Origin of the sequence: Viridibacillus soli (genome assembly GCF_016612995.1) — a bacterium.
GTDB classification, from domain to species: Bacteria; Bacillota; Bacilli; order Bacillales_A; family Planococcaceae; genus Viridibacillus; species Viridibacillus soli.
In genome coordinates, this window is the sequence record NZ_JAEOAH010000051.1 from 1 (window position 1) to 17131 (window position 17131).

Here is a 17131-nt window from a genome sequence, read left to right on the forward strand (position 1 = left end):
TCGCTTTGAAATATCTTTGAGGACTTTTTCAGTGGCCTCCTTAATGACGCCCATTACTCGCTATATATTAATACTATATATCCCCGACTTCATTTACTTAAGAAAAATGACTAACACGACAGTACCCGATTCTTCAGAAGACAAATAGTAATACTAGAGGGCTATCTGCTAATGGATAGTTATTTTTTCTATATTCAATCTTCTTTTAAAACAAAGGAAGATTGGCTTCTCGTTCAGCTTGTTCGATTAGCCATCTTTCTCTTTCTGCTTTTGACTTGCGCCCACGTTTTTTAGGTTGAACTTCCGTTTTTTCTTTTTTAGCAGGTACCTGGTCTTGCACTTCAACGTGTGTGGCATCAATCGCTACCGTGTCATCTATAATAAATCATTCTGAAATGGCTTGATGAAGAAGTGTTTCTTGCACCTCTTCTAAAGCGTCCGATTCACTGATTAACGTAATCATTCTGGAATAGGCAGCTTCGGACGGTACAGTATCAGATACTAAAAATCCACAGTCAAGGCGGAAAATCATATCACTCTTTAAGCGTTTGACTAAATCTTTAATGAATGGAATGTGTTCTATAATCCTGACAACTAAAGAATAAATCATTGCTGCATAATTGAATGCAACGGGTCGGCCAAATCTCGACTTCTTCGTAATTACAGAGAAGATTGGTTGAATATCAATAGTTGAAAAAATAGCTACAAATCGTTGGGTAGGTTCTAAATTATATAATTCTTGCAGGTCAAATAGGCTTCCTTGTCGTATAATAGTTATAGGGAGTCTTCCTCCCGTCTGAGAGTTTGTTTGGTCACTTACTCATTTCGACATTTTGGGGAGGTACTCCTTTTTTCGTGTCTCAAAACCCTTGAGGCTCTAAGGGTTAAATTTATGAAATCAACTCACTTTAATACATTTTAAATATGAACAAGCCAGTTTATTTCAGTAGAATCCGACTTTTATTCATCTTACACAACTAGATTAGATACTCTCTCTGACTTGTGTTCGAAATTTTTCATCTTTTAAAAACTTTAATTGAAACTCATTAAGATTGCGTAAGAGCTTTTTTTGCTCTTGTGTAGTTAAATTATTTGCAAAAAATACAATTTCCGTCTTATTTTGTTCTTTATCTGTTGCATACATTGCTATTGTAAGAACAAATGCAGTAGAACCTCCTTTTTGTCCCGCATGAACGAGCCATTCACGATTTTTTTGATTTTTCATTATTTGCTCCATTACAGGGTCAAGATATTTATACACATTTTCTTTAAAATAGGTTTTACGATTCAGTTTATTCATCATCGATACATAATCTCTTGTAGTAGATCTAGGCAAACGATTAGACCAATTTTTTTGGAAATCCATATCTAAATTTTTTATTAATTGTTTTTTTTCTTGATCAGAGAGTGGTTGATTTATCCATCTATTATGAATATCAATCGCTCTTCTACGATATTCAGACATATCCATGTCTTTCATTAATTCTAGTATTTCTTGTTTCGATAAGTTCTTTTCATTCATCAATTGAGTAGGTATGTATAATGCACTTGTAGTTGGATACATAGGGTCATGATTTAAGATTCCTAAACTCTTTGGAACATGATTGATATTTTTAAGACCAAGTACCTCAATCAAGTACTCTGTATTTGCATTAGAGCTATAAGCTATCATTCCATTTGCTACTTCATATAATGGAACACTATCTATATCATCTCTTTTCCATTGCTTAATCCATTCTTCATGTGACCCACCATCTGTTTTCGGGATGTAGAATTTATCTATTTCTTTTAATCTTACTTTTTTGTTTGGATCAATTTTCGCTTCTGCTGCTTGTTGGGCATATTCAATTGCTATGATAATTTTAACAGTACTTGCTAGAGGAAGTAACTGGTTCCTGTTAATATCTATCCAATTTTGATCATTGTATCTTATAGATAATGAAACATTTCCACTTTCTAATTTTTCTTTGATAAAACGAGTAATGTATTTAGGATCTAACTTTTTCTTTTCCCTCCGAGATATCAAAGTCACAATTCCTCTTATTAAAACTAATGAAATTACTACACCTACAATAATCCATAATGCTATTTTCAATTTGGTAATTCCTCCCTTTCTTCGCGAATTGAGTAGCGAACAACTTGAAGACCTTGTAACTTATATTAAAGAACAATTGAGTTCAAAGGACAATGAAACAACTATTGAAAAAGATAGATGGACTATTTGAAAAGCTATAAAAGAGTCATAGAAACACTCATCACAATTTTTTCTTTTTTTAGGTAATCACAATAATCATTTTCAATAGTTATTTTTATTTATCCGGATGCGCATAACTTGCTATACTTTAATACTACTATATATATATCCTTCCTCAACTACTTAAGAAAAATAACAATAAAGTTGATTAAACCTAAGTGTTATTACATAATAGCGTCCTTTTCTTGAATAAGTACATAATCTGTTTTAGCTTAGTATCTATGACATATCGTACTAAAACTTCCTTTAATAGCAAGAGAAAACGCTTCTCCTAAAACATAGTCTATGGCCTTGGCATGTAGTTGCTATCTTAATATTCTCCAAAAATCCGGTCCATAGTCCCTATCCCAAAACTCAACTGGAAGTCGTGTCTTTGAAAAATGATCACCAACGTTAATCTTATATATTTTATTCTGTAAAGGAGAACCATAGGAAAACTCGAGTTGGCGATCAGTAAGATTAAACAACACTGAATGGACTGTTCCAAAGTTCTCTTTGTAATTATGAATGGACAACCCTTCTGGAAACTCTGTTGAAAGAAGTTCTTTAATTTCGCAAACAGATCTCTTACAATTGTCACTAAACTTATTCTCTAAAACATTATATCGTAGCTGAGATTGTTCTAGCTTGCCTGGTTCAAGTCTTTCAATTTCAGGAAATAACCCATGATTCGTTACGATTAAATAGTCTAGGTCTGCTTTTTTTACTACTTTAACTCCGTCAAATGTTCCAACTACAGCTGCCTCTCCGTTTGCATCTGCTAAAAGTAAATTCATATTCGTCCCCACCGGCATATTTTTCACAGCATAAACGGCTTCTTCAATATTTTTACATGTCTCCAATAAAGCTCTTACAATAATCATAAACTGCAACCCAGTTACAGCTGGTTCTCTCATACCTGGGTATTTACCTATTGGCATGCCACAAGAAGCAAAGGCTACACATAGACCTTTCTCGTTTAATCCTTCGCTCCGACCAAATGTAGAAACAGAAAAACCGGTATGCGTGTATCTTCCATCTACTTTAGTTGTACAAAGGCGCATATCCGAAATATCAGGAGAAAGGTCGTAGTTTCGTACTACGTATGTTTTTCCATCAATCATTTTTCGGGGCAAAATTGCGCCTATACTACATCCACCAGGTAATAACCAGGCATCGTTATAAAACTTTAGTTGGTTTGCCTCTAATCCAAATCCTTCTGCAAAACCCTCTAGTTCCCTATTTAATCCCGGACAATACTCTTCGATTTGGGATCTCATTTCAAGATATTCTTTATCTGAATCAGGTTGTTCCCTAAGAAAAAAATTCTTGGCGTGTGGATTCTCAAGGTATTCTAATGCTTGTTGTTTTCCAATCTCATACGAACTTCCTTTAAGAAAAGTAAATTCCCCAGTATGCGTTCTCATTCAAAGCTCCCCATTCTGCATTTTAATAGCAAGACATGTATACCTTGCTATAAACAGAATAAACTCTCCAGTAACTGGAGAGTTAATCTCATTATTCATTAGACATTTATGATGGGTTGCTACCTTATTTTCACAAACACTTTAGTCAAAAAATCATTTGGATGTATTTCATTGTTCGGTTTAATATTTATTGGATTGGCTACTTTAGATGGGACAAGTCCTTTTATGTACTGCTCCATATACATTCCTTCAACATGTAGCGATTGCTCTGCTAACCATGCCTTTAAACAATTGTAAGCATAGTGAAGTTCTGAATAAGGCCCTTTCACATTGACACATGCATACATTCCCCCAGGTAATGTCATAAGAAGCTCCTCATTTTCATCGACTTTTACGGGTAAAAGTAATTCAACGTCTGCTTTCTTTTGTTTCCAGTCTTTTTGATGAAAAATAGCTAGTAGCTCTCCATCCATTTCGAATTGATAGGCATATAACCGTTCAAACAACTTTTTTACGAGAGTGTCCATTTCAACAATGTTTATTGTTTTGCGAATAGACAAAACCTGTGTATCTTGTCGCTTCTCTATGTAACAACTTGATAAGGTAGGTTCCGGAACGAATGCTTCATCATTCTTTATGAATCTCTCTATTTGCTGGACATTGTTAATTTGCTTTGTGATTTGTTCTAGCTGATCCTTTAACTCATCCGTTTTTTTCTTTAATCTTACACCTAGGATTTTCATATCTTCACCTTTTAAAACTTGCCCAATTTCGTTTAACGAAAACTGGCAATCTTTAAGAACCAGGATGATTTTCAGCTCTTTCATCTTATCGTAGTCATAGTAACGGTAGCTTGTCTCAGGATCTACATAAGAAGGTTCAAGTAAACCAATATCACTATAGTAACGAATTGTTTTCACTGGTACATCACATAAATTTGAAAAGCTTCCGATAGTATACATAGCCACCCTCCTTTCCCAAACTACATTTACTTCTATATAAAATACCATTATAACTAAAAAATAGATCAATAAGGCACTTCAGCTTCTTTCTTGAAATTCCTACTAATCTTCAATGAAAGCCTCGGTTATGAATTATCTCTTGATATATACAGCATATTCTTGAGGATCTTTAAAGCCTAATTTGCTACTTAATTTGATTGACGCAATATTATCAGTATCACAATCCCAACGAGGTTGAATATTTTGAGAAAGACAGTAGTCAATGAATTTTTCAGCTACAATATTTGCTAACCCTTTTCCTCTGTATTTCAAATCAGTTATTATATCTACTTCTGCATAATTATTGGATTTAAAGATGGAAACGCCTTCGCTAATTATTCTCTCCTTATCTTTTACACAAAAGCCAAACCCATTTTGAAGAAAATTGTTCGTAGAATCCCAATATTCATCATAGTAATTTCTATCAAATTCCAAACAATGTTCAATATGATGTTGATTAACTTTTGTTATATAATATTCGCTACTGTTACTCATTTTTCTAGTTTTAAAAACATTTATATCAAAACAAAAAGCATATCGTTCTATTTTCTTTACCTTCTTGTCAAACTGGTTTTCAATTGTCTGATTCCAAGTAGTCGTAGCAGAAAATAATGTAAAGCGTTTCCCTTGATCTACTGATGTTTCAAAAATTCTAACTAAACTCTTTAGAAATGCTGCAACAGTTGGATCTCCTGCAACATAATATAATCCTGAATCTGTTTGAATGAGTAATGATTTAAAATCAGTGGAATCTGCATATACAGTTCCATTAATAATGTTATCTAATACGCTATAAACAAATGTTGGTGCTTCTTTAAGTTTCTTTTTTATTAATTTAAAATGTTCTTTAGATACTACAATCATTTCATCATTCCTCCATTCTTTCCTCTAATTGAATAATATCGTTAATTTTATTATACAGTAACTGGAAAATAGATGCTTTATCTTTTGGGTATCGGTTCGTTTTTATTGATTTTTATTAAACTATCTAATCTTAGTAGTTTGAACTTTGCTATTTATATATTCAGTCCTTGTTAGTTTCTGATGAAATCCTCTCTTTAGGGAAAGAAAGTCCTTATAGCTTTTTCATTTGAATTGTAGAGCTTAAATTACTGTAGAAATCGAAACTACTTTTCCATCCTGATCCCTCATGAATTGAACGATATCGCTACTAAAATATCTTAGGAAAAACAATTGTCACGACAGTGCCCAATGAATCAGATCCTACGATGATTTGTCCGTCCATTGCTTCTACAAGCTGCTTCGTAATGGCCATGCCTAGTCCTGTACCTGAAGCTTCCGAAGTCGTATTTGTTCCGCGATAATAACGATTAAATAAATTATCAAGTTCTTCTTTAGGAATACCTTGTCCTTCATCACGAATTCGCAATAGCACCTTACCACCTAATTCAGTTAGTTCCAAATGAATTAGCGTCCCTTCAGACGTATGTTCCACCGCATTTCCTACAAGATTATCAAGTATACGTTTTAATAAAATGGGGTCAGCTAAAATCTGTGTTTCACTACTCATTTGCTCCATTTTCACATTTTCAGAAGTTGTATTTTTTACATAATCATTTAGAAATGCATTCAAATTCACGTCTTCCTTATGAATGACAACCGCATTGTTTTTAAGTTGATACGTATATGTTAAATCTTTAATGAGAGCATCCATATATTCCGCTTTTTCCTGCATTGTACCTGCAAATTTACGTACGTCTTCTTGTGACCATTCATAATCCGTCGATGACAGCATTTTAGAGTAGCCATAAATGGAGCTTAATGGCGTCTTTAAATCGTGAGATAGACCAGTAATCCAGTCTTCTCGCCACTTTTCAGTCTGTTGTATTTTTCGTTCATTTTCAGCTAGGGTCGTAGAAAGTTGTGATAATGATTGATTCACTTCTTCAAAAATTTTATATTTTCTCTTTAGTCTATCGCTTCCCTTGCGTTTCAATTTGCGATCATTGACTTGTGTATAGTCCTGAATAGCTAATTTTTCAATCCTTTTTAGAAAATATAAAAGTGGGCGGCCAAAACGGTTACCTATAAAAGCAGAGAAAATAACAATGATGACTAATAATATGATATGGAAAATACCCGTCCCTATTAGAAAATATTTTATAGCATTGTAATAAAAAGGTTCTGATGGATTATAGAAAGCGTTTTTTGTGCGCACGACAAGCAATGAGCCATCACGTAATTTTTCAGATGCAACAAGCTCTCTGGTTTCTGCGAAATTTCTACTGCCCATTAAAATCTTTATGGGGTCCATCTCTTTTGTTTTCTCACCAAAAATAATCTGCTGTCTTTCCCCATCTGCAGTGTAACGCTCGACAATGGCTTCTGCTTCTTTTATTTGGAGCTTTGTTTTATTCGAAATATGTTGAATACCCTCTTTCGAAATAATCTCCAATATAGTTGCTGCTACATTTTGTTGTTCAAACACTAGATATTGATCTTTTTCAAACTGCCAAATATGAGCTTGCTCATCCTTAGTCATGTCGACCATTCTCTGCATGGAATATGATTTCGCGTCTTTACCTGAGCTCGCAAGTAATTGGCCATTCTCATCAAATAAATGAATGACACCACCACTTCTCTTTGCCGAATTTATTAATTTATCCGATAAAACATACTTGCCATCTTCCTGCTTAACATCATATTCTAAATCCATCTTGTCCATAATTAGTAAATTGGCATAGATTGAACTCTTTTCATTTTTATAAAAGGCGTATGCAAGCAATGACATCATTACAATAACCAAAAGTATATAGAAGACTGCAAAATAACTTATAAAACGCAAGGTCATCTTCCTAGATAGACGCATTACTTCACTCTCCTTGAACTAATTTATATCCGATACCTCTAACCGTTTGTAAATAAGAAGGGCGTCCTGGATCCACTTCAATCTTTTCTCGAAGCTTTCGAATATGTACCATAATTGTATTATCATCGATAAAGTAATCATCACCCCATACTTGCTTATAAATTTGCTCTTTAGATAACACTTGCCCTTGGTGCTCACAAAATAGTTTTAATAGATGAAAGAGCTTACCTGACAAAATGGTCTTCTGTCCATCTACTGTTAGCTCTGCAGCTGAAATGTTAAGTTGAAAACGGCCATAATCAAATGTACCTTTTGATGTCGTTTTATTCTTTGTAGCACTATAGCGCTTACTATGTACTTTCACACGAGCCGCTAATTCCAGAGGATTAAATGGTTTTGTAATATAATCATCTGCTCCTGTCATAAAGCCGCGCAGAATATCTGCATCTGCCACTTTCGCTGTTAAGAAGAAAATAGGCGCATTATTTTCAGGGCGAATCCGCTTTACCAGATCAAGCCCAGTGCCGTCTGGTAACATAATGTCTAAAATAAAAAAATCATATATATTTTTATCTATATGTAAGATAGCCTCTTTTACACTGCCACAAACATCTATATTAGAAAAGCCTTCTTTGTGTAGAATAATGTCCACCATATCTGCAATGGCTTGTTCATCATCTACGACTAATATTTTAGCATCCATTTTCATTTCACTCTCCAATTTAAGGTAATTTTAAGATTACTTTCAGTTCAACATAAGTTTCTCTCCATATACTAACAAATAGAGAGTATTTAAGGAGGAGTTTTTTTGGTACGACAGCGTGTTCAATTAATTGATAGCTTGAGAGGGTTTAGTTTATTTGGTATTTTGCTCGCCAATTTGCTTATTTTCCAATATGGCCTATTTGGTCAGAATCTTATTTCATTTTATAAACTTTCTGAATTTGATTTTGGTTCTTATAAATTTATCCAGATATTTGTGGAAGGTTCATTTATGCCTATCTTCACATTTTTGTTTGGCTATTCACTTATTAAATTAGTAGAATCGTTGAGAGCAAAAGGACGGAAATCGCGGTGGTCTTTAGTAAGACGTTTTTTGATGCTCATTACTTTAGGTCTTTTACACGGTACATTTATTTGGGAAGGTGACATACTTACTTTCTATGGTGGTATCGGCTTCTTTTTATTTATCTTCATCAACAGAAAGCCCAAAACACTCATTATTTGGGGTGCGGCCATACTGCTATCCATGACAGCAATAAGCTATGGAAAATATGAAGAAAACTCGAAGGAAAAAGCTATTACTGCTAGCTACGTTGAGAAAACTGCAGATAGTTACAAACACGGAACTTACTTAGAGATTAAAAATCAACGTAATAATGGAGAAGATCCATTAACAACGATGTTCGACGACGAACCCTTCGTCTTACTTGTGATCATGCTTTTTGCTCCAATTGCTTCAGCTCCATTATTTTTATTCGGCATGGCAGCAGCAAAGCTGAATTTATTTGCAAACCCTACTTCTGAGCGGAAATCATACTTTAAGTATATGGTGATTCTCATACCACTTGGGCTCATTTTCAAAGGGGTTGCTTACTTAGCAGAAGACAGTAACTTTGCTTCTATTGGTTTAACGGGCGGTGCACCAATGCTGTCATTAGGCTATATAGCTGCATTCGCATATCTTTTTACAAGCTATGCACATGCTTTGCCTTTCCGAGCATTTGAAAGCGTTGGTAAACTTTCTCTAACTAATTATATTATGCAATCCGTTATTTGCACTTCCATTTTCTACGGTTACGGCCTTGGTTGGTTTGGTGACTTCGGTACATTTAATAGTATTTTACTAGGTATCGCGCTATTCACACTTCAATGCTGGATCAGTACAGTTTATTTAAAAAAATACAATCGTGGCCCCTTAGAGCTTTTAGTGCGAATCGTAACGAATTTTTCTTGGAATGGACGTGTGAAGACCAGTTCAAAAGGGGGAATCTAATTGAAAAAAATCATTTCTATTGTTATCTATATTGCTCTTACACTATTTATGCTTTATTTGATAACTCAGCAACTTCCAATTTTATTTAAACCAACAACTGAGAAAAAAGAATATCTGTTTTTCTTTATTCGACTAATAGCTGTTCTATCATTTTCTACTAGAGCCCTCAGTGTCATGCGACCAAAAGTAGAGGTAAATTAAAATGGTGGAGGTAAGAAATGTTTAAAATCCATCGGTATATTGCTAAACTTATTTTTCTTGAAATAAAATCATTATTCTAGAAGTTTGACAGCTTCGTTATTTATACTTAAAGGCGACCTCTCTCAATAATAGAGAGGTCGCCTTTATTTTGAGGCTCTGTTTAATTACACTGTTGATAATTACCTATTTATACTATTTGTTCTAAAATAAATCACTAGCGTTGCATTAAAATAACTTTAAAACTACAAAGTCGTGAAGCAGTAAAGAACGCCGTAGAACCTTTATGGAGTGGCCTTAGTCTTTTTATCTGCGCTTAGTATGCACCTACTGTACTAAGAAGTAGAGATCATCCTGACAACTTTTGCAATCAGTTGTCAGGATGATCTTTTTATTTCATTTACAAAGGAGGGATTTTCAATGAATAACGTTTTAAAACTACAAACTTCCGAGTCATAATCCTTTAAACTTCATCCCTGTACTAGCCGACTTTAAGCTATTGTATGATTTTTTATGTGCATTCTATACGTTACGAAAAGCTAGGATATACCAAATAATATTAGTAATTGATGTTGCTGTGCAAAGGACAATTACTACTGGTGATGCGGAAGCACTTCCGAATATTGAACTCATAATAGAAAGACCAATCACAATTGTAAGAGATACAAATATTCCTGTTCCACAAAATATTGCCATAATATATTTCATTGCATGAATCCCTGATTTGTACAAAATTAAAGGGATGATATACAGGGCAAGAAATATAATGATATCTACCCATAGACGTACAGAGTTAATATTATTAGGTTTCCATTCGGACAACGGGGGTAAGATCGAACTAAAAATATACATGCTACAAAATAATATTGCAGATAACAATGTTATTATAACCAAGCTTTTTTTCATTTATGCTCACTCCTTGACTCCAATTACCAAATTTCAGCTTTTTGATAAACTCCTTGATTTATTTATTATTTGTAGTTGTTGTGATGATACTTGAATCTTTTAATGATATTACTTCAATCGATGCCGATTTATCAAAATTATTAGTAATTTCTTTCTCTTGTGATGTTGCTAAATCCCAAGAGATAAATTTAAGATGAAATCCTAATATTGCTGTTCCAACTGTTCCAATGATAAGAAAGATTAAAGTAACTATAACTATTTTTCCAAGTATTGCATGCTTCATCCTTATTCTCCTCTCACTCTCTTCACGATTTGGATATTCATTTGTAAATAGCGCAATATTAAAATATAGGACCATCGAGCGAAATAGGTTGTTCCAATAATTACTAAAACACCAATACTAATCGGTATCATAATATTAAAAATACCTGCTACCAAATCGCTGCCAGCATTTAAGAATACTTTAAACCAAATAAGAATTGGGAAAATAATCAGACAAGGTGCTGCTAAGTAAAGACTGAAAATGATTGAAAAAGGGATTATTATCAATGGTATTGTCACACACATATTGAAAAGCCCTAGTGCTGAATATTCAAAAATTGCTCTTGAGATATTACTTATTGATCGATTTTCTTTAGCATATGTGATATAAAAATCTGCTGATAAATCTTTCGCAATCGCTTTCGGTGATCCAAGTGATTCTACCGTTTCTTTCTCTGTTTCTCCATTGACTTCTGCTAATTTAAAATGTTCTTGATAATCCCTTAAAATTTCATAGCGTTCTTCTTTAGGGATCTTACGTAAAAACCCTTCAAGTTTCGTTAGGAATTCCTGTTTCGTCATTCTCTAATCCCTCCTTAATAATACGGTATACCCCTTCGGAAAATGATTTCCATTCTTCTAGTTGCTCTTCCATAAAAGCTTTCCCTTTATCTGTAAGATGATAATATTTTCGTGCCGGTCCCTCTTGTGACTCGATGATGTAGGTTGAGAAATATTCTACTTTTGTCAGACGTTGTAACAACGAATACACCGCACCTCCTGATATGACAAACTTATCAGAAATCTCATTTACAAGTTCATATCCGTAACGATCCTTATGTGCTGTTAACACTAAGACACACAATGTCAGTACGCCTTTTTTAAATTGAACATTCACAATTATTTCTCCTATATTTATATTTCAGGTACATTAACATTAAATGGTACTTATTACAAACATTTATATAATTTTTTATTATATCACGTCTGTTGATTAACCAGATATAGGTAATCCCCTTTCGACAGATTCCCTTATCCTAGATTGACTAACTGTTTTTTTACTTGATCAAAAAACCATTTTACTAACACAATCACACTCAATGAGATGAAAAGTTGCGTAAATACTGCATTTTTAGAGTTTCCAAATAGGATAGGCAGATTCAAATAGCCTTTGATCCAATGGAAAAAAGATTAGATAGCCCATCTCGCTTTATACATGTTGGCAATTCCCTCTGCACTTACGTTCATCACATTTGTAACGACACGAATACTATGCCCTTCATGATCGCAGAAAGTGACGACGCGATAACGGTGGATGGTACGTGATTGCTCCGTTTCGACCTGGCACGTCACATCGCCGAGCACATTCGAATCGAGCTGTTGGATTCATTTAAGTGAGCGTGGTTGATGTAGTTCGACATTGTCACGCAGGCGAATTACGAAGAACTGCTTCTGGTCTTTGAACTGGTCGAACCGGGCGTGCTTGCCATATGCGCGGTCTTGGACAAGGATAAATGCTTTATTCGCAAGGGATTCGCCTACTGGACCATCGTGGTGCAGTCCACCCGTTTCTTTCACTTCAAGTGGCATGCCGGTTTCTGATGTAAAGGACACATGCAGTTTAATGCCAGATCGTTCACCATGAAAAGGCGTACAGGGTAAGCTGTTCTTACCAACAGTGATTGTCGTGGAATCCACAAGGAGAAGAGCTTGTTTGACTACTTTTGTTCGGCGTTTTCCCCGATTACATTTACTAATTAGCAAATGAAAAAGGTCTTTGAAAATTTCATAGGGAACGTCAGCGGCCTTTTTACTAACGGTTGAATAATTGACCGGCGAAATTGCCCTCATTGTATTTTGTTTGAATGTTTTAGCTCAAATTGAAACCAAGAGTAAACGAAAAATCCTGCAAATCAGCCGATATTTAAGGGCTTCTTTATGGAAACCAGCCTACATCTGGCTTCGAAAAATCGAAGGCAAAGCCGTTCCATAAAAAGCAAACTGTCGTTGTCGCACATGTATAATTGTAAATAAAAACCAAATTGATGAAGCCACCTTTATTGAAGTGTTTCCTTTTTTGGCTCTCAACCGCAATAATAAAAAATTGAATTTTCTGTAAGTATTTATGCAACGCTAGTGAAAATAAATATAAGAATATACATTTGCGAGGAGTTCCGTATGAAGGTGGTTGAAATTAATAAATTAGCTGTTTTGGACAAAGAACGTCTATTATCACATTTTAATTATTTCTTAATGCCATTTCACGACACTCGTCCTGTTTTTCAAGAAGTAAGCGAAAAAAAAGCTAAGAATGGTCTTTGTTGCGTTTATTGTAATACTTCAAATGTTGTTCGTTTCAGTACATTTGAAGTAAAGAATGGGCGTCGCCAGAAAAATAAAGTAGTATTAGAAATTCCTTTCATCTTTTTAGCTGATTCACGAAGGCTAAATTGGTATTTTAGCTATTGAAGAGTTTAAGTATAAGGGGAAAAATAGTTGGGGAATGTTCTTTATGCCCGTCTCTTTATTAGTAATTGTGATGGCGTTATTTATTTTTTAATCGGAGGCGATTATTGATTATTCTCCACTCGAAAAATAAGCGTATTTGAGAATAAAATCTCAAATACGCTTATTAGATTTAGAAAAACCACAATCAAGTTAAACAGAGCCTAGTTTGAATAAGATGACATCCTGCTATTGAACTAACGCACTAGTTAGTTTAAGTGTCTTAAGTCACAAACTGATTTTGTTTAATTTAATAAGAAAGATGTGCTCAAAACTCATTTTCATTCATTACCCTAAGCTTCAAAAACCTTATTTTAAGAAAAGAATAAATAATTTAGCCTCAACCGTGTAACGCTTCCCACTCTTGCCAAGTCATAATATCCAATTCGGGTTTTGGTGGATCATCTAGTATGGATATAAATTCAATTGAATGACCATCTGGATCATCAAAATAGATAGATACAGCCGGCATAAAAGGAAATACTAATAACTTTTCAGAACTCTCTCCAAAAAAATTTGTTGTTGTAATACCTAAATCGGATAAATATTCTTTCGCTGAGGAAATATCTTCTAAATTAACTTTAAAAGCAAAATGTTGTCGTTGTACTAAAGAACTTGGATAGTTTTCTCGTGTGCCATTTATTCTATATGGTTTTGCACTACATGAATGGCTAACTCACAATTGCTTTTAAATATTCCGTTAAACCATTACTCGCTATGTAAATTGAACAATTATTCTCTTTTAAATAACTGAAAACTTTCTTTACATTAGGATAAGCACCTTTCCCACTTCATATGTTTTCAACTAATCTTTCCAGAAAATAAGCATCAGTTTGTTCTCTTACTTCATTGGAATGATTAGGTAACAAAGCTTCCCATACTTTTGGTAAAGGTACACCCATAATTTCACGGTATTTATCAATAGGGGTTACTTTATCCCATTTATTTAGTGACCGTAACTGGTTAAATGTATCATCAAGTGATAATTCTAAAATTTTATCTGTTTGAAATAGAGTTCCAACCATATCAAAAATCAGTGATTGTAACATTGCTTTCTCTTCCTTTTTACCATCGTCGAATAACTTCTAAAGTTTGACATAAATAGTACGGAAGCTAAACCAAAATATAAGAATAGGCGTGTTGATTAACCAATTTTAACTATTACTATTAAAGTGGTGGGTTGATATCGGCTACGGGATGCTCGATTTCCGCGGGCAAGCACCCTCCGCTACAATCAATTAGAAAATGTAGTAACATACGACGTTAGTATTGAACATAAAAAACCCATTTTAACGGTAAATAACAACCTAATATTCCCCTAATCACCACACCTGATTTATTTACTTACTATTCTGAAAAATCTCCTGAAAGATCCAGCATCTTAAAATCATAAGAGTAAATTGATTTTCCTTTTACTGAAGATAAAATTTTGTCCAATCCTTCCATTTTAATTTCATTTAACTTTTCACCACTTTTTAATGAATAGACTTCAATGTAATATTTATTTTTAGCATTTATGTTATATCTCAATACATACAAATTACCATTTTGAAAAAATGTCTCTTCATTATGCCTTACACCGTCTTTTGGTGCATTTTTAATAGTAAATTTAATAGCTATATCATTTGTTTTTGTATTTAATGTAAATACTTCTCCTAATCCATTAATGTAATATAATTCATTGTCATATAAATAGGTAGAATTTTTTATGTTAAATGGAATTATCGATACTAAGTTATTATTATTTTTATATTTAGATACAGTAATCTTTTCTTGTTTTAATGTTTCTTTATTTACGCGAAAAAGTATTACATTTTCACTCGTCTCGCTTACATACTCGCTAAGAATAAAATAATAATATTTATCATCACTTATGATAGAAGAAAGGCTAGCATATTCTGCATTTTTTTCATTTTCAAGTTGAATAACATTTTCCACCTTAACCTCATTTCCACCTATAATTACTCTTCTTAAATCATGTTGGTTTTTCTCTATATCCTTTGTCAATATTATGACTTCATCCTCATTTATTCCTGATGTTGATATATAATAAGGTATATTCCCCATTTTGAAGCCTTTCTTATTTCCAAATACTACATTTGAATCATAATTACCCGTAGATGTATTTACCCCTGTATTATAAATACTAAAATATAAATCTCGATTTTTTAAATATCCTGTTTTTTCTCCTGTATATTGGTTTTTCATATCAAATTCTTGATACATATCTCCAATTATTCTGATTTTATCTTTACTTTCTAGTAAAACTTCTTTATTATCTTCCGATATAGCAATACTACCTAATTCTAAACCTTTCATTTTATATGCACTAGTCTTACCTTCATCGTCAAGAAATATTGAATAACTTATACCTCTATTATCCATATCTTGATCTGCTGTAGTTGATAAATATAGAACTGCTTGTTTATTTTCCAAAAAGCTTTTCTGCTGAATCTCTTCGTCTTTGATAAACAAAGTTTTATTATTCTGATAAGAAAAATAGTATATACATACTCCTATTAATATTACCAATACCCCTATAACAAATTTATTTATTTTTTTCATTAAATCCTCCAATTAAAAAGAAAATGCAATAAGATATAATTCATAACTTATTGCATTTTCCTTTTATTTCTAAATATTTCTTACTAATTCTGTATCCTCAGCATCACGAACATCTCTAGGATATACCCCTAATCCGCCATCTTTATCTAAATCTAAATTAGCTTTTAACATATATGCAGACCAAATTAATTTCGAACAATTTTTAGCACCTGTATGACTCGTTGTTCTATTTGTAGCAAAATTAATTGAATAACTATCCTCCCCAACTCGACTATATGCCCAATCAGCAGCACTATCTCTATTATCTGTTGAAGTTGTTACTGATTTTACAAGAGCTCCACCTTGATCTACTTTTCTATTTTGCGTAGAAATAATGCGAACCCCAGTATCTGGTACAGATTCAACAATTTCATTGTTAGAATAGTATAAACCTACATGTCCATGATTTAAATAAGCAGTTTGAGAATCAGTATAAAAGAAGTTACCTTTTGTACTATTTCCTACAGAAACAGTACCACCACTCCCACCTCTTGTACTATTTCCTACAGAAACAGTACCACCACTCCCACCTTTTATTCTATTCTCTTTTAAAGCTTGTAAATCATTTTCCTTAAGCTCTTTATAAATTTGTTTAGCTATTTCTTCTTTTGTAATTCCCATATTTTCCGAGATTGAACTAATATCCGAAATTAATTCTTCAGAGCTGACACCTGGCTGCATTTGTAAAATTTCATTTAAATAAGGTACCCCATCAGTTGTTGCAAATGATATATTTGGTATAGATGAACCTACCAAACCTACTGCTAATAAACTAGATAATAAATATTTTTTCATATACATCCTCCTCGTTTATTTTTATATTGCTATTCACAATCACACTATTTTGTAAGCGATTGCACCTTTATCTTAACATACTTACATTTTAAAAAAAGCAAAAACATACCTTTTTTCATACATTCTCACTATATACCCATTAAATAGTAATTAGCACTCGGAGAAATATATCATTTTGAATAGTTCGATATTGTTCTGATATTTTAATAAAATGTGCAATGGGTATAAAGGCTTTTAAAAAACTAACAAATAAAACTAAAGACCTAGTTATATAAATCGTATTTTTAAAAATTATAGGGTACTCCCATAATGCAAATTTTATTGTATTCATAGAATTTTTGAAGAAAGATTGAGTGAGCGATCAACAACACCTGC

The 17131-nt window shown here is 33.2% G+C and carries 18 protein-coding genes and 3 pseudogenes; 4 read left to right on the plus strand and 17 right to left on the minus strand.

Annotation, left to right across the window (positions count from 1 at the left end):
* Positions 1–208 precede the first annotated feature (208 nt).
* The 7 genes and pseudogenes from JFL43_RS20325 to JFL43_RS20355 all read right to left on the minus strand — a co-directional run.
* Positions 209–778 (minus strand): annotated as a pseudogene (locus tag JFL43_RS20325) (transposase); the annotation flags it as partial.
* Positions 779–982: 204 nt separating this feature from the next.
* Positions 983–2095 carry a serine hydrolase gene (locus tag JFL43_RS20330; RefSeq protein WP_200750440.1) on the minus strand — a complete coding sequence of 371 codons (1113 nt, stop codon included), beginning with the start codon at positions 2093–2095 and terminating at the stop codon, positions 983–985.
* 464 nt (positions 2096–2559) lie between these two features.
* Complete coding sequence (locus JFL43_RS20335) at positions 2560–3660, minus strand: C45 family autoproteolytic acyltransferase/hydolase (protein WP_200750441.1); 1101 nt, start codon at positions 3658–3660, stop codon at positions 2560–2562.
* Positions 3661–3779: 119 nt separating this feature from the next.
* Positions 3780–4622 carry a MerR family transcriptional regulator gene (locus tag JFL43_RS20340; RefSeq protein WP_234447929.1) on the minus strand — a complete coding sequence of 281 codons (843 nt, stop codon included), beginning with the start codon at positions 4620–4622 and terminating at the stop codon, positions 3780–3782.
* Positions 4623–4754: 132 nt separating this feature from the next.
* The gene (locus tag JFL43_RS20345) at positions 4755–5525 is read right to left on the minus strand and encodes a GNAT family N-acetyltransferase (protein ID WP_200750442.1); all 771 of its coding nucleotides are present in this window, start codon (positions 5523–5525) and stop codon (positions 4755–4757) included.
* A 307-nt stretch (positions 5526–5832) separates the two neighbouring features.
* Positions 5833–7491: a sensor histidine kinase gene (locus JFL43_RS20350; RefSeq protein WP_200750443.1), complete on the minus strand. Its 1659-nt coding sequence runs from the start codon at positions 7489–7491 to the stop codon at positions 5833–5835.
* Between the two features lie 4 nt (positions 7492–7495).
* Positions 7496–8200, minus strand: coding sequence for a response regulator transcription factor (locus tag JFL43_RS20355; protein WP_200750444.1), 705 nt, complete (start codon positions 8198–8200; stop codon positions 7496–7498).
* Positions 8201–8299: 99 nt separating this feature from the next.
* Here JFL43_RS20355 and JFL43_RS20360 point away from each other — a divergent pair, with 99 nt between their 5' ends.
* Both JFL43_RS20360 and JFL43_RS20365 read left to right on the plus strand, forming a co-directional pair.
* A complete protein-coding gene (locus JFL43_RS20360; RefSeq protein ID WP_200750445.1) occupies positions 8300–9487 on the plus strand; it encodes a DUF418 domain-containing protein in 1188 nt (395 codons plus the stop codon).
* The gene (locus JFL43_RS20365; RefSeq protein WP_200750446.1) at positions 9488–9688 is read left to right on the plus strand and encodes a hypothetical protein; all 201 of its coding nucleotides are present in this window, start codon (positions 9488–9490) and stop codon (positions 9686–9688) included.
* Positions 9689–10207: 519 nt separating this feature from the next.
* Here the strand turns inward: JFL43_RS20365 and JFL43_RS20370 are convergent.
* From JFL43_RS20370 to JFL43_RS20395, 6 genes are all read right to left on the minus strand, one after another.
* Positions 10208–10591 (minus strand): DUF5391 family protein, encoded by a 384-nt coding sequence (locus JFL43_RS20370; RefSeq protein ID WP_200750447.1) that lies wholly within the window; start codon positions 10589–10591, stop codon positions 10208–10210.
* A gap of 58 nt (positions 10592–10649) precedes the next feature.
* Positions 10650–10874 carry a hypothetical protein gene (locus tag JFL43_RS20375; protein WP_200750448.1) on the minus strand — a complete coding sequence of 75 codons (225 nt, stop codon included), beginning with the start codon at positions 10872–10874 and terminating at the stop codon, positions 10650–10652.
* A gap of 2 nt (positions 10875–10876) precedes the next feature.
* Positions 10877–11434 (minus strand): HAAS signaling domain-containing protein, encoded by a 558-nt coding sequence (locus JFL43_RS20380; protein ID WP_192600553.1) that lies wholly within the window; start codon positions 11432–11434, stop codon positions 10877–10879.
* A complete protein-coding gene (locus JFL43_RS20385; RefSeq protein ID WP_200750449.1) occupies positions 11403–11750 on the minus strand; it encodes a PadR family transcriptional regulator in 348 nt (115 codons plus the stop codon). The genes JFL43_RS20380 and JFL43_RS20385 overlap by 32 nt, the downstream gene beginning before the upstream one ends.
* 293 nt (positions 11751–12043) lie before the next feature.
* Positions 12044–12205, minus strand: coding sequence for a hypothetical protein (locus JFL43_RS20390; protein ID WP_200750450.1), 162 nt, complete (start codon positions 12203–12205; stop codon positions 12044–12046).
* Between the two features lie 33 nt (positions 12206–12238).
* Positions 12239–12703, minus strand: coding sequence for a transposase (locus JFL43_RS20395; protein WP_234447930.1), 465 nt, complete (start codon positions 12701–12703; stop codon positions 12239–12241).
* On the opposite strand from JFL43_RS20395, the pseudogene JFL43_RS20400 reads away from it, so the two are divergent.
* Both JFL43_RS20400 and JFL43_RS20405 read left to right on the plus strand, forming a co-directional pair.
* Positions 12693–12845 (plus strand): annotated as a pseudogene (locus JFL43_RS20400) (IS4 family transposase); the annotation flags it as partial. The gene JFL43_RS20395 and the pseudogene JFL43_RS20400 overlap by 11 nt on opposite strands.
* Before the next feature lie 185 nt (positions 12846–13030).
* A complete protein-coding gene (locus tag JFL43_RS20405; protein WP_200750452.1) occupies positions 13031–13321 on the plus strand; it encodes a hypothetical protein in 291 nt (96 codons plus the stop codon).
* 376 nt (positions 13322–13697) lie between these two features.
* Here the strand turns inward: JFL43_RS20405 and JFL43_RS23130 are convergent, their stop codons facing one another.
* From JFL43_RS23130 to JFL43_RS20420, 4 genes and pseudogenes are all read right to left on the minus strand, one after another.
* A complete protein-coding gene (locus JFL43_RS23130) occupies positions 13698–13829 on the minus strand; it encodes a hypothetical protein (protein WP_267907830.1) in 132 nt (43 codons plus the stop codon).
* A gap of 202 nt (positions 13830–14031) precedes the next feature.
* Positions 14032–14406 (minus strand): annotated as a pseudogene (locus JFL43_RS20410) (HAD family hydrolase); the annotation flags it as partial.
* Positions 14407–14704: 298 nt separating this feature from the next.
* On the minus strand, positions 14705–15922 hold the full coding sequence (locus JFL43_RS20415; RefSeq protein ID WP_200750453.1) for a hypothetical protein: 1218 nt from the start codon (positions 15920–15922) through the stop codon (positions 14705–14707).
* A 69-nt stretch (positions 15923–15991) separates the two neighbouring features.
* On the minus strand, positions 15992–16756 hold the full coding sequence (locus JFL43_RS20420) for a hypothetical protein (RefSeq protein WP_200750454.1): 765 nt from the start codon (positions 16754–16756) through the stop codon (positions 15992–15994).
* Positions 16757–17131 lie beyond the last annotated feature (375 nt).

What these genes read in the sequence shown, in the direction of transcription:
- JFL43_RS20335 (WP_200750441.1), bottom strand. Translation starts at nt 3,660, where the DNA reads ATGAGAACGCATACTGGGGAATTTACTTTTCTTAAAGGAAGTTCGTAT.
- JFL43_RS20340 (WP_234447929.1), bottom strand. Translation starts at nt 4,622, where the DNA reads ATGTATACTATCGGAAGCTTTTCAAATTTATGTGATGTACCAGTGAAA.
- JFL43_RS20345 (WP_200750442.1), bottom strand. Translation starts at nt 5,525, where the DNA reads ATGATTGTAGTATCTAAAGAACATTTTAAATTAATAAAAAAGAAACTT.
- JFL43_RS20350 (WP_200750443.1), bottom strand. Translation starts at nt 7,491, where the DNA reads ATGCGTCTATCTAGGAAGATGACCTTGCGTTTTATAAGTTATTTTGCA.
- JFL43_RS20355 (WP_200750444.1), bottom strand. Translation starts at nt 8,200, where the DNA reads ATGAAAATGGATGCTAAAATATTAGTCGTAGATGATGAACAAGCCATT.
- JFL43_RS20370 (WP_200750447.1), bottom strand. Translation starts at nt 10,591, where the DNA reads ATGAAAAAAAGCTTGGTTATAATAACATTGTTATCTGCAATATTATTT.
- JFL43_RS20375 (WP_200750448.1), bottom strand. Translation starts at nt 10,874, where the DNA reads ATGAAGCATGCAATACTTGGAAAAATAGTTATAGTTACTTTAATCTTT.
- JFL43_RS20380 (WP_192600553.1), bottom strand. Translation starts at nt 11,434, where the DNA reads ATGACGAAACAGGAATTCCTAACGAAACTTGAAGGGTTTTTACGTAAG.
- JFL43_RS20395 (WP_234447930.1), bottom strand. Translation starts at nt 12,703, where the DNA reads ATGAGGGCAATTTCGCCGGTCAATTATTCAACCGTTAGTAAAAAGGCC.
- JFL43_RS20405 (WP_200750452.1), top strand. Translation starts at nt 13,031, where the DNA reads ATGAAGGTGGTTGAAATTAATAAATTAGCTGTTTTGGACAAAGAACGT.
- JFL43_RS23130 (WP_267907830.1), bottom strand. Translation starts at nt 13,829, where the DNA reads ATGCCGGCTGTATCTATCTATTTTGATGATCCAGATGGTCATTCAATT.
- JFL43_RS20415 (WP_200750453.1), bottom strand. Translation starts at nt 15,922, where the DNA reads ATGAAAAAAATAAATAAATTTGTTATAGGGGTATTGGTAATATTAATA.
- JFL43_RS20420 (WP_200750454.1), bottom strand. Translation starts at nt 16,756, where the DNA reads ATGAAAAAATATTTATTATCTAGTTTATTAGCAGTAGGTTTGGTAGGT.